At 40.0% G+C, this 12,891-nt stretch carries 13 protein-coding genes; 5 read left to right on the top strand and 8 right to left on the bottom strand.

Going from position 1 to position 12,891, the window contains the following annotated elements:
* Window position 1: 1 nt before the first annotated feature.
* Complete coding sequence (locus OCU48_RS18630; RefSeq protein ID WP_141347374.1) at window positions 2-877, bottom strand: HlyD family secretion protein; 876 nt, start codon at window positions 875-877, stop codon at window positions 2-4.
* A 7-nt stretch (window positions 878-884) separates the two neighbouring features.
* Window positions 885-1,088, bottom strand: a complete 204-nt coding sequence (locus tag OCU48_RS18635; RefSeq protein ID WP_141347375.1) for a DUF1656 domain-containing protein — start codon at window positions 1,086-1,088, stop codon at window positions 885-887.
* Window positions 1,089-1,289: 201 nt separating this feature from the next.
* Between OCU48_RS18635 and OCU48_RS18640 the strand changes: the two genes are divergently transcribed.
* Window positions 1,290-2,189: a LysR family transcriptional regulator gene (locus tag OCU48_RS18640; RefSeq protein ID WP_141347376.1), complete on the top strand. Its 900-nt coding sequence runs from the start codon at window positions 1,290-1,292 to the stop codon at window positions 2,187-2,189.
* Window positions 2,190-3,061: 872 nt separating this feature from the next.
* On the opposite strand, the gene OCU48_RS18645 is transcribed toward OCU48_RS18640, so the two are convergent.
* From OCU48_RS18645 to OCU48_RS18655, 3 genes are all read right to left on the bottom strand, one after another.
* Window positions 3,062-4,429 (bottom strand): TrkH family potassium uptake protein, encoded by a 1,368-nt coding sequence (locus OCU48_RS18645; protein ID WP_141346566.1) that lies wholly within the window; start codon window positions 4,427-4,429, stop codon window positions 3,062-3,064.
* Window positions 4,426-5,088, bottom strand: a complete 663-nt coding sequence (locus OCU48_RS18650) for a potassium channel family protein (RefSeq protein ID WP_141346567.1) — start codon at window positions 5,086-5,088, stop codon at window positions 4,426-4,428. Before OCU48_RS18650 ends, OCU48_RS18645 begins: the two co-directional genes overlap by 4 nt.
* Before the next feature lie 222 nt (window positions 5,089-5,310).
* Complete coding sequence (locus OCU48_RS18655; protein WP_141346568.1) at window positions 5,311-5,940, bottom strand: 3'-5' exonuclease; 630 nt, start codon at window positions 5,938-5,940, stop codon at window positions 5,311-5,313.
* Between the two features lie 131 nt (window positions 5,941-6,071).
* On the opposite strand from OCU48_RS18655, the gene OCU48_RS18660 reads away from it, so the two are divergent.
* From OCU48_RS18660 to OCU48_RS18675, 4 genes are all read left to right on the top strand, one after another.
* Window positions 6,072-7,367 carry an alpha/beta fold hydrolase gene (locus OCU48_RS18660; protein WP_141346569.1) on the top strand — a complete coding sequence of 432 codons (1,296 nt, stop codon included), beginning with the start codon at window positions 6,072-6,074 and terminating at the stop codon, window positions 7,365-7,367.
* Between the two features lie 212 nt (window positions 7,368-7,579).
* A complete protein-coding gene (locus tag OCU48_RS18665) occupies window positions 7,580-7,873 on the top strand; it encodes a hypothetical protein (protein WP_141346570.1) in 294 nt (97 codons plus the stop codon).
* A gap of 534 nt (window positions 7,874-8,407) precedes the next feature.
* Window positions 8,408-8,965, top strand: a complete 558-nt coding sequence (locus tag OCU48_RS18670) for a VC2662 family protein (protein ID WP_141346571.1) — start codon at window positions 8,408-8,410, stop codon at window positions 8,963-8,965.
* 218 nt (window positions 8,966-9,183) lie between these two features.
* The gene (locus OCU48_RS18675; RefSeq protein ID WP_141346572.1) at window positions 9,184-9,390 is read left to right on the top strand and encodes a hypothetical protein; all 207 of its coding nucleotides are present in this window, start codon (window positions 9,184-9,186) and stop codon (window positions 9,388-9,390) included.
* A 211-nt stretch (window positions 9,391-9,601) separates the two neighbouring features.
* Here OCU48_RS18675 and manA read toward each other — a convergent pair whose 3' ends face one another.
* The 3 genes from manA to OCU48_RS18690 all read right to left on the bottom strand — a co-directional run bounded on the left by manA (window position 9,602) and on the right by OCU48_RS18690 (window position 12,853).
* Window positions 9,602-10,789 carry a mannose-6-phosphate isomerase, class I gene (manA, locus tag OCU48_RS18680; protein ID WP_141346573.1) on the bottom strand — a complete coding sequence of 396 codons (1,188 nt, stop codon included), beginning with the start codon at window positions 10,787-10,789 and terminating at the stop codon, window positions 9,602-9,604.
* A 69-nt stretch (window positions 10,790-10,858) separates the two neighbouring features.
* On the bottom strand, window positions 10,859-11,944 hold the full coding sequence (locus OCU48_RS18685) for a LacI family DNA-binding transcriptional regulator (RefSeq protein ID WP_141346574.1): 1,086 nt from the start codon (window positions 11,942-11,944) through the stop codon (window positions 10,859-10,861).
* A gap of 162 nt (window positions 11,945-12,106) precedes the next feature.
* Entirely contained in the window at window positions 12,107-12,853 is a 747-nt protein-coding gene (locus OCU48_RS18690; protein WP_141346575.1) for an oligogalacturonate-specific porin KdgM family protein, read from the bottom strand.
* Between the last annotated feature and the right edge of the window lie 38 nt (window positions 12,854-12,891).

The raw sequence follows: 12,891 nt of genomic DNA on the forward strand, positions 1-12,891 counted from the left end.
ATCATTTAGACTCACTGCCCTTCATGATCTTAACGGATGCAGTCATACCAATACGCAACTGAACATCATCTGGCACACTTGTCAGCTTTACTTTTACTGGAATTCTTTGTGCCAAGCGAATCCACTCAAAGTTAGGATTAACCACAGGGAGCAAGCTATTGCCTGTGCTTCCATCCTGCATAGAGATGCCATACCCAATACTTGTAATCTGACCTTCTAGAACGTACTCCGAGTGCGATAGCAAGGTCACCAAAGTCTGATTACTATCATCAACACCTTTCAGATCGGTTTCTTTAAAGAAACCTTCAATCCAGAAGCTATGTTCATCAATTAGTGCCACAACAGGTGTATTTGCTGTCACTTGAGAGCCCTGACGAAGCTGTAGATTAGTAATATAACCATCCGTCGGAGCATAGACCTTAGTGAATTGAAGATTCAAAGCAGCCTCTTCGACAGCTGCTTGCATCACTTCCACATTCGCTCTAGCGGTTTCCACCGCATTACCTAAGTTATTGAGAGTCAAAACAGGCACTGCACCCGGCGCTCTTTTTTCTAGGTTGACGGCTCTTCGCTCTTCATCACGAGCTTTTTTTAATAAAGCACTCGCTTGTTTCTGGCTCGCTTTCGCTTTGTTCAGGGCTGCCTGATAAACACTCTGGTCAATTTCAAATAGCAAATCTCCCTTTTTCACTTGGGAGTTGTCTTTGATAAGAACGTTAGTCACTTGCCCTGTCACTCTAGGAGTAACCTCTACGATATAAGCACGAACCTGTCCATCCCGCGTCCACGGATTTGAATCATAGGTAGAATAAAGTGAATAGCCGACACAACTAGCGACGACAACGAAGATTAGGGTTGTGATATAACGCATTACTATGCTTACCTTAAACTAAATACCAAAAACGACTGATGATCCCAGTAATGATCACTACTAGACTCAGTTCAAAAATCGCGGGCACAGCAATATACCGATAAAGACCGATACGATTACCCACATAAGAAAATAATGTTGTTGTGCAATAAGAAATCAGCACCGCCAACAACAAAGGAGGAAAGTACATCTCTCCTAGTACCACTTCACTTGGCATAGGTTTCGACCTCTAGCTCTGTTCAATGGCGCTAAGAATAAATGTCTTTAAGCAACTGCGTTAATCACGATTGACGGATAGAACCCATCATAAAATCAAATATAAGTGCGGGATTTACATTCTTTGAGGGAGGATTAGTGGTCAAGTTTGTTTTTAATTGTTAATGTTTATGTATGAATTTGACCGAATAGAACTCTGTATATGAATTTCAGTCTCGAACAACTGCTTGCCTTCGTCAACGTCTATGAACAACTCTCTTTTAGCAAAGCAGCCGTTAAATTAAACAAACACAGAACTACCATTGGACAGGTCATCACTAACTTGGAAGACCAGTTGGCGGTTACCCTTTTCAACAGAATTGGGCGTTCAGTAGAACCGACTGAAGATGGCCATCTACTTTATCACTACGCAAAGCAAGCCATTGAGCAGGCAAGGACCTTTGATAAGGTTGCACTTAGCCTTGCATACGGTCAGCTAGAAAGTATCAATATCGCCTACTCGAACATTCTGCCTCAAAAAGTACTGGCGGATATTCGCGTGCAATTGGCTAAAGACTTTCCGAATATGCGAGTGAACTTTGAATCTAAGACAAAATCTGAAGTTAAAGAAGGTTTTACCAGTGGTGAATTACACTTTGCCCTAGTGAATATTCACGAAAGTTCAGCAATACATAGCTTAGACTCTACCTTCTTAGGAAACCTTGAGTTTATGCCGTTTGTGAAAAAGGACAGTGAAATAGCAAAACTTCCATCGGACAAAATGCGAACCGCATTACGAAACCAGAGGCAGTTTATTTTAAAAGCGCTTATCCATGATGGGATGAAGGACAAAATATTACTCTCCGCAAATCACGAAGAAATCGACCAACTTTCTTTGATTGTTCAACTTGTACAAGAGGGAATGGGCTGGGCATTGCTTCCTAAATCTCTAATGTCTTCTGACTATGTCAACGCAGATATGCAGTACATTGCCATGGACGAAATGAAGCAAGGCTTTAAATTTGGCTTTTCTCTTTGGAGTCCTCACTCTAAGCAGATTGCAATAGTGAAGAAATCCATACTTGTGGCGATAAATAGCTTCATTGATGAACATATCAAATGAGCCTCAACAGCCTTGATGTGCTATCAAGGCTGTTTTATTTTTCATTTGTGACCTTTTAGAAAGATTCACCATCGCCTACAAAGTATTTCATTAAGATCAGTCTTTATTCCCGAGATATTTAATTCAAACCAACCGTCGTTCCCAAGGTCTTTTATTGGGAACCTTTTGACTTTTATCACTGAAGAGATCCCCGATACAAGACTTCGGGGATGACGATACACAGGCCATTGAGACACATAAGCTAGACTAAGCTCAGCTCAGCATTCAGTCTTCACTACTGCCATTCCACAGCAGCTAAACCCATCGTTGCTCCCAAAGCATTTAATTCAAACCAACCGTCGTTCCCAAGGTCTTTTATTGGGAACCTTTTAACTTCTACCGCTTAAGAGATCCTCGATACAAAACTTCGGGGATGACGATACGCAAACCATTGAGACGCATAAGCTAGACTAAGCTAAGCGAAGCATTCAGTCTTCACTAGTGCCATTCCACAGCAACTAAACCCATCGTTGCTCCCAAAGCATTTAATTCAAACCAACCGTCGTTCCCAAGGTCTTTTATTGGGAACCTTTTGGCTTCTACCGCTTAGGAGATTCCCGATACAAGACTTCGGGGATGACGATACGCAGATCATTGGGACGCATAAGCTAGACTAAGCTCAGCGAAGCATTCAGTCTTCACTACTGCCATTCCACAGCAGCTAAACCCATCGTTGCTCCCAAAGCATTTAATTCAAACCAACCGTCGTTCCCAAGGTCTTTTATTGGGAACCTTTTGGTTTCTACCGCTTAAGAGATCCCCGATACAAGAATTCGGGGATAACGATACGTAGGTCATTGAGCTTAAGGGGTTAAGTTATCGAAAATCACTGTCTAACCGGTAAATACAGGTTCTTCTGGGTACCTAACGAGTGTTTTCTCAGGCCTTGCAAGCATATAAGCTAGAGTCAAAGGTCCAATACGTCCGATGATCATCACCACTACCATAATCAGCTTACCGGGCTCTGAGAGTTGTGCCGTCAAGCCGGCACTAACACCAACGGTTGCAAATGCAGAGATCACCTCAAAAATGACCATTTTGAAAGGAGCCTCTTCGGTAATCATCAGTGCAAACATCGCCAAGAATAGAAGAATACCGCTGACCACGATAATGGCGAGCGAGCGAACAATGGTTTGTGCGCCAATGGTTCGATGAAACAGTACTACGTCTTTCTTCTGTCGCAAAAAGCTCCATGTGGCTACCGCTGCGACCACAAAGGTAGAAACCTTAATTCCTCCCCCCGTTGACGTTGATCCTGCGCCGACCAACATAAGTAACATCATAAACAGCATCGCCGGAGCGGTCAGAGAAGCAAGATCGATACTATTAAAGCCTGCAGTGCGAGCCGTTGCCGATTGGAAGAAAGCCGCTAGCCATTGTTCCGAGGTGGACAGATGACCCAGTGTTGCGCCGTTATTTCGTTCAAGGAGCCAAAACATCAACGTACCAACAATTAGCAAGGTTGGTGTGCCAATCAGCATGATCTTAGTATGCAATTGAAGTTGTCTAAACCCTTTGTGCAAATTAGTCGACAAATCCCCCACGACAGTAAAACCCAAGCCACCTAAAATGAATAATGCCGCCAAACTACTGATAATTACAGGGTCGCCCACAAAGCCAACTAAGCTATTGGAAAACAATGAAAACCCAGCATTATTAAAGGCGGATATAGAATGAAACAGAGCGTAGAACATCCCCGTACTCCATCCCATCTCTGGTACCCACCTAAAGCTCAAGACTAAGAATCCAACAAATTCCGCAACTAAAGCAAATATAATGATCTTTTTGACTAAGCCTCTAAGATTTATTCTTCTATCTTGTCCCAATGCTTCTTTTGCTAGTGCTTGTTGCTGCAAAGACAGCCGCACACCAAACATATATAGCAATACGGCAGACAATGTCATTTGCCCCAGCCCACCAATTTGCATCAGAATCATCAATAAAATCTTTCCATTGAGCGTAAAATGTTGGCCTGTATCCACTACGCCTAGGCCTGTCACGCTAATGGCTGAGGTTGCAGTAAATAGAGCATCTGTCATAGAGAGTCCTGAAACGGAAAAAACAGGTAATGTCAGCAGAACGGCAGAAGGAAGCAAGATCATTAAAAAAGTAAGTACAATTATCTTGGGTTCACCCCCTTTCCCTCCCTTTCTTTCAGGGCCTAGGGTATAAACTCGGCTTTGATGAATTCTTGGGATCATAATGCACGCAATTTTTGAGCAAGTTCAGCCTCAGGGCCGACCACAATGATGACATCACCTATCTCGAGGCTTTTTTCGAAACTAGGTGAAGGAATGACTTCAGGACCTCGTTTTAGAGCAATAACGCTGACCTCTTTTTCACGGCACAAAGACATGTCAGACAAGGACTTTCCAAGTAAGTTTGCGCTGACCACGAGTTCTGTCAATGCTAGGCCACTACCCAACGGGTGGAAGTCTTTAACGCGTTTATCGATCATCTGATTCGCAATACGAATGCCCATTTCCTTCTCCGGCATGATCACTCTATCCGCACCCACCTTAGTCAATATCTTGGCATGAAACTTATCATTGGCCTTTACCCAAACACTCTTACAATGAGCTTCTTTCAGAACCAAAGTAGTTAGGATACTGGCATTAATATCGCTACCTATTGCCACCATCACCATGTCATATTCTTCCAGCTTTAACTCAGCAACCGTTTCTTCTTGGGTACAGTTTGCAACGATCACTTCTGTTGAAAATTCTATTGCGCTCTTAACTCGATCTTCATTTAAATCGACAGCTAATACTTGTGCACCTGCTCGGCTTAATTCTTGACAGACCGATAAGCCGAAACGACCCAGACCTATCACGGCGTACTGCTTTTTCGCTGATCTCATTTATTCCCTCCAATGACAGTGTTTTGGTTAAACAAAAACCACTACGATTTGAAGTATAGTAAACATATGATTTACATAACGAAATATCGAAAAAATAAAATATAGTTATCAAAGTTAGAAGAGAAAAGAAGAAGGTATTTAAGGAGTATTTAAGGAGTATTTACAGTGTAAAGAAGATAAAGCCCCTGCATATAGTTGAACAGGGGGAATGCCTATTTTAGGTTAGACTCTCGCCAGTCTTGCCTGCTTGCCAATCAAGGAATCCAACGCACTTTTGCTAGTTTTAGCGATTTTTTGCATGAATGCGAACTCAGGCTCCATAACGCCCCTAGTTTGCAGCTCCTGCAACATAACCATCCATAGCTTAGCCGTCATCTCAGAGTCAGCCAACGCACGGTGAAAAACACCATCATGTTCAATATTTTTATATCGAACCAAATCACCGAGTTTATGCGTCGGTGCATCTTGATAAAGACGTCTTGCGATCAGCATAGAGCAGGCAAATTGCCCTTGGTATTCTATGCCCAAAGGCAAAAGCTCTGCGTCTAAAAAGCGTTTATCAAAAGAGGCATTGTGCGCCACCATATTGCTCTGGCCAACGAAAGAAGCAAACTCACGCATGACCTCTGCACAACTTGGCGCTGTACGGAGCATATTGTTGGAAATGCCGGTATACCTTTCAATAAAAGAACTAACACGAAAGCCAGGATTCATCAATTGTTGAAAAGTATCTGCAACTTCGCCATTTAGGAGCTTAACCGCACCGATCTCAATAGCTCTGTCGCCCATATTAGGAGACAAGCCTGTAGTTTCGAAATCGAGAACAACAACGGAATTAGCAGATAAAGGCATAAGAACTCTGAGATAGTAGAATGAAAACCGCGATATTCTAACACGTACAGAAACCAGTTTCTTGTGGCTGTTACTTGGAAAGTAAGTCAACAATCAGTAGGGTAGAGAAAAAATACACCCAAGGAAAACCAATGCACGGACATACTTTTATCAACGATGGTTGCTGCTATCAAAATTACACCTTCGAAGCGCCGCTTAATTACAGTGATTCTGAATCAGGAACACTATTTCTTTTCGCTAGAGAAGTTCGCTTAGTGGGTGACGAAAATAGCACTAAACCTTGGTTGATCTTTTTTCAAGGCGGACCCGGTTTCCCTTCCCCTCGCCCTAACGGTCACTCCGGTTGGTTAAAAGCCGCCTTACAGCGATACCGCGTTCTGCTACTCGATCAACGTGGCACCGGTTACAGCAGCGTTATCACCCACCAAACCTTGGCACACCTGAACAGTGAAGAACAAGCCCAGTATTTAACACACTTTAGGGCTGACAATATAGTTCGTGATGCTGAACTCATTCGTGAAAAACTAGGCATAGAAAAGTGGGCTACGCTAGGGCAAAGCTATGGCGGGTTCTGCACATTAGTTTATCTTTCCTTATTTCCAGAAAGCCTACTCCAGTGTTACGTAACCGGTGGGATCCCCTCTATTGATAGACCTATTGATGATGTTTATGAGGCGACATTCAAGCGCACGAAGGACAAAAATAATGCATTCTTCAGGCAGTTTCCATTGGCACAGCAGTTGTGCCAGAAAATCGCTAACCACCTGGTTAATAATGAGGAATTCCTACCTAACGGGCAAAAATTCACTGTTGAGCAATTTCAACAAGTTGGTATTAATTTTGGTGTCAGCGATACCTTCTTACCTATCTATTACCTACTAGAAAATGCATTTGTCACAGCCAATGGCAAAGAATTCCTTAGCTACGAGTTCCTAAATGCAATGCTTTCTGAGCAAGCATTCCAAACCAACCCTATTTATGCCATCTTGCATGAACCTATTTATTGCCAAGGGTTTGCCTCTCAATGGAGCGCGCATCGAGTTCGACAAAAGCATAAACAATTCAATTATCAACCGGGTCAGCCATTTTACTTCACTGGAGAAATGACCTTTCCTTGGATGTTTGAACAATATACCAACCTTCAACCACTTCAAGGCGCCGCTACTCTTCTTTCAGAGAAAAGTGACTGGGGAGATCTCTATAACCAAGGTGTGCTATCAACTAACAAAGTTCCTCTAAGCTGCGCCGTTTATGCCGACGACATGTTTGTTGAGATGGCACTGAGCTGTGAGACACTCAGCAAGATACCAAACTCACAGGCATGGATCACAAATGAATACGAGCACAACGGTTTACGTGCTGATGGAGAGCGTGTTTTAGAGCGATTATTTACCATTGGCGATCAAATCGAAGCGACCTTGGTGTAATTTCTTTTTCTTGGGTAGAAGACTTTATTGCGTTTTCTACCCAAAAATAAAGTAATACAAATTAACGTAAAACTGCGCCTAATTGCTGTAAACTCCTTTCATTCTGATGTTTACTTCGTCACGCAATTGCTACAAATCTAACGATATAAATTGCCCTCGTTCCCCAAAAACTTCTACTCTTACCTCGAATCCATTACCCCGTAGAATTATTTATGGCCTATGCATCTAAACGATTTCTTTTACTCAGTCAGGAGCAGCAGCAAGAAGCACAAAAACGAAAATTATTTATAGAAAAGTACCTTTCTTATGCAGAACCTAGCCAATTTTTAGAGTCTAGGAATTGGGAGCGATTTTGCGAAGATTATTGTCACTCCATGCAAATGAATAGGCCAGATAGAGAAGAATTTGCGAAGTGGTGCTTTGATTACAAAATGTGGCAAGGAGACCTGTTTGTTCTTGCTCCTCAAGTCGAGCAAACAAGTCCATATCAACGTGCAAACTCATAAGCTTTATAAAGGTATGACCCTATATGTCCATAATAGAGACTTATCAACCAATTTGTAACGTCATAGGAATCATGGTGGCGTTTGTTTTAATGTCAGGAATCATTTTAGATAGAGCGACGCGCGTGAGAACACGTAAAAGTAGTAATGAAAGGCAAGAAATAAAAATAGAACGAGATCCTAGAGATTAAAAACCTCATAAAATTAATAAAATACACATCGCCTATTTATCGCCTATAAACTAGTGAATCTAAAAATAACAGGAACAGTATTATTACCTTTGTTCCTGTTATTTTTATAATTGTAAAAAAACATATCACAATAAGAAAAAAAACGCTTCACTTTCGCAATAAAAACCCTTTTAAATCATACTGATGACTGAAAATTACATCAATGTGGACTTATTTGTAATTATTATTTTATTTTGTTAGTAAAGGTTATTTACCATTTTTAACAGTTATATTAATTAAGTTTTGCATTTAATATTAACCTCATCGAACAGCAACAAATTTAATATTAATATGGGATGGGTTAATCATGAAAAAAGTACTAATCGCTACAGCAATTGCAGCTTCAATGGCGTCTTCATTTGCTTTCGCTCAGACACCAGTGATGTTCTCTACCATCGATATGAACGCACCACAAGATAACTCAGTTCAGGGTGTTCGCTTATCAGTATTACACGGCAAGACATCAGAAGTGAAAGGTGTCGACGTTTCTCTATTGGGCATGTCTGAAACAGACCGTACAACAGGCCTAAACTTAAACCTTTGGTTTGGTGCTAACAAAGTGAACCAAGAAATGAAGGGGTTATCTTGGGGTTGGTTTAACTGGAACACAGGTAAAACGACAGGCGTAAACTTGGGTTTAGCAAACATTACTCACAATGTAGAAGGCTTAAACTGGTCAGCGGTTAACTACTCCGATGGTACAACCATGGCAGATGTTGGTTTAGTCAGTCTTTCTAATAAATCAAATATTCAAGTTGGTATCTTCAATAAAACGAAAGACATTGATGGCGTTCAAATTGGTTTGATCAACTGTGCTGACAATGGTTTCTTCAAGTGCTTCCCTATTGTTAACTTTGCTAAGTAGTTAATTAAACCTCTGAGATGATTGTCAAAGATCATCTCAGAACTCTCTCTTATATCTACCAAATTTCTTACTTTCTCAGCACTCATCATTGCCTGAAATATCTCTCCTGTTTCTTAAATATTTCTTTGATTTCATTATGCTTTTTCTTTGAAAAAGAATGATTTATCTACAACACTTATCTTGCTCACTCTGGAACTAGTCCATACAAGGAAGGTAATATGAAGAAAATAACTATTAGTGCAGTAGCAATTGGCTTAACGCTCTCTTTCAATGCCTTGGCAACAAGCGCGCTAGATTCTTTAAATATAGAATCTATCAAACAAAACATGACCACAGAGCAAATTCAAACTGTACTCGATGATTGGAAAACAGAACAACTCTCATTAGTCCCGAATCCAACATTTACACAATCCTCGTCAAAATAGAGAGTTATTATTCGGACAATAGTACGTAGTTTTGTGGGAATTTTCAGTATGAAACCTTAGTCAGTTAGTATACTGTCCTAAACTGATCGTGAAATTCTGATTTACAAAAACGCTTTATGGTGATTTAAACTCAAATACTGCCTAGTGCCTAATATTAACATTAGGCACTGAAAATAATCTAAACGTGGCAGTTTTATCTATCTGAAATAATTTAATTATATGCGCGTGCTAATCTACCTATACCAGTGTATCTGTAATGAGTTGTTTCATTACAAATAAATACTGAATCCCCCGGAGCTAAAATTGTTTGATGACCATTATTTTCAATAGTAACAGCACCATCTATACAGAAAACTATTTCAGCACTACGGGTGTATTCTTCATTCCATTCTTCTCCAGAAGTTAATATATCAAATCGAAAGTCATCAACCGGTATTGGATAGACAAGCTTATTTTTTCTAGAGATCGGCTCTAGTAGCAAACGTTCAGGAAGCATAGAACTAAAGTTTATATTTGCTATGAGTTCATCTCTATCAATATGCTTTTCTGTTAGCCCTGCACGCAAAACGTTATCTGAGTTAGCCATTATTTCTAGCCCTGTCCCTTTTATATATGCATGCGGAGTTTCTGCATGCAGAAACATAGCGTCTCCAGGACAAAGATGGAGAGTGTTTAAAAACAGTGGAGAAAAGACCCCAACATCAAATGGGTACTCAACATGAAATTCCGTACAAAATATCAGTGCGTCTGAGAGTGACTCATTTGTTTGGCTTTTCTCAGAAAATCTCAATAATTCATTGATTGCTTGGCGTCTTTTTTTTTCTTCTAAGTGCATAATAGTCTTAAAAAAATCTTTCAGACCATCATTGTTGGGCCTATTCCTGAAGTCTTTCAAACTTTCAGATAAAGAGGGTAAATCAATTAGAGTAAACATCTGTAAAATATTTTCAATGGGTCGAAAGCCATTGAGCGCTTTATACGGTGTTAAGGCATAAACCAGTTCTGGTTTGTGATTTCGATCTTTGTAGTTTCTATTGCTCGCCCCTAAAGGAATACCTAATGCATTCTCTCGATCATAGCCTGCTTCAGAGTTTATTTTGTTTGGATGCACTTGAATTGACAATGGGGATTTAGCTGATAACACTTTAAAGAGAAAAGGAAGTGTTCCAAATCGTGCTGTTGTATAAGTCCCCAAATTCGCCGTTTTATCTGTATCTATAAAAGTTGACAGTAAAGTATCTGTACCTGCTAATTTCGAGCACCCGTTAGGATGCACTCCCATCCATAATTCAGCTTGAGGTTTAGATTCTGGGTTTGCAATACCAAACAATTCTCGCATGTCATTCTTGCTTCCCCAAGCATAATTGTGAATTTTATTATCTAGAAGGTGTATAGTCATTAAGTTTTCCTGCCATTAAAATAAAGAAGTATTAGTCTTTATTTTAAATTTAATGATCACTGGCATTGCCTATTGTTCACTTGTTTCAAGATTACAAATTGAACCTCTTTCAATAAGTTCAACACCAAGATTTGATCTTATTGGCAGAGAGTGTTTATCTCTTGCTGATTGTATTAATAAGTGAATTGTTGATGCTGCCAGTGTTCGATAATTAGTACTAATGGTGGTGAGTGGCGGATTAGTCATTGATGCAATCTCAATATCATCAAAACCAATAACGGATATATCTTCAGGAACACGGATCCCTCTTGCTGACAGCTCATCTATTAATGAGATTGCCATCATATCGCAAATACAGAAAACAGCGGTGCAATCGTCAAACTCACCTTGTTCAATAAGATAAGGAAGTATTTGACGCGCACCAAAATCCATACCAGCGCTTCGCGACCTAATAGATGCTTGTAATCTTCCGGAAGGATCAACTTCATCTGCACGTTGAACAATATCCAATACATTTTTAGCATAATCAAACTGTAAACCTGATGTTAGAAGAGCTCTTCTAAAACCATCCGTTCTGTCATAGATTGAATGTTTGATTTCAGCTGTCATTATCTTAATGTTTCGATGATTATGCTTGTAGAGTTCACGTGTAGCCATATAGGCGCCTAGCTCATAGTCAGGGGATATACTAGAAACCTTCATTTCTTGGTCTACCCCATTCATTATCACTACTGGAAGATTATGTTTTTGTATCTGATGCAGAAGTTCATAGTTTTCCATTCCCAACATAATAACCGCTTCGCTATTGTTAAGCCTTTCCTCTAACACGCTTGGCGTTTTTATCTGGTTTTTTAGTATCCATTCGATTTGTAGTTCAAGTTTGTTGGCTTCATGCTTTAAACCGTCAACTATTGAACTAAAAAAGCTGCTTGGAGTTGATACATCTTCTTCATCGCTAATAATAGTGATCTTTCGAAAATCTAATGAGAACTCCATTTTTTGCGGTTTCTTCTGATACCCAGAATCTTCCAGCACTGCTTCTACTTTTTGACGAATAGTGTCACTAACCTGAGAGCTTGAGTTGAGAACTCGAGAGACTGTAGTCTTTGATACACCACTCAGTTTGGCTATATCGTCAAGTGTTGTTTTTTTCATGAGAGTTATTCCTTAGAGTGAGAAGCTGATTTATTAATCTAGCACGACACTCCTGATTGTAACGGGAGTCATTTTCAGAAATATTACACAACAAATGACACTGTTTCAATGAAGTGTAGAGCATAACATTAACAATGAGAGCTCTACGTTATTCTATGGAAACTAGTTAGCCAACTGATACCTAAAGCCTAAACGTATTTGATATTCAGTATCATCAAATCGCTCGTTATAGCCCAGATCACCTAGTTCAATAAATGGTTTGAACCGTTCCGTAGCATCATATTGAACGGTTACATTATGCTCTAAAATGTCGTTTTCGCCATTTCGATTATGGTAGTTATCTGTTTTGACATAATATGTCGGGTTGTATTTAATGTTGACACTATCCGTTAAATTATACGATATGTAGAGATCATAACGCTGAGTGCGGTCTCTATCCGTTTCACCGTAGATATCAGTAGAATCGTAAGTGTTAATATTGTAACGAGCTCGTATTGCAGTCGAAAAATCTTTTGTCCATCTACGATCAAATTCGACATACGGATCTACACGTAACCCACTACTATTCCAACTAAACACCGCTCCAGGTTTGATGGCATTCTTACCAAAATAGAAACCTTTGTTAAACTCAGCTTCGTTGTACGAAGATTTAAACTCGCTAAAATCATTACCCATAGAGGCATTAGTCTCTATGCTCCAGTACATACCGCGTAGCATACTATCCTGCTCTGTAACCACTCCCGCGATACGAAACATTTGAAGAAACTGATCACTAGCGGTTCGATATTGGGTACGAGTTACTAGTTGCACCTTTGAGTAATTATCTTGTACTACACCTTCAGTAGCTGCAACAGTAGTTATTGGAGCAAACATACATACAGCTGGAAGTGTTAAAAGTAATTTTTTCATTCTCTTGCTATCCTATATTTAATTTTGATTTTTATTGT

Origin of the sequence: Vibrio inusitatus (assembly GCA_024346935.1) — a bacterium.
GTDB lineage: Bacteria > Pseudomonadota > Gammaproteobacteria > Enterobacterales > Vibrionaceae > Vibrio > Vibrio inusitatus.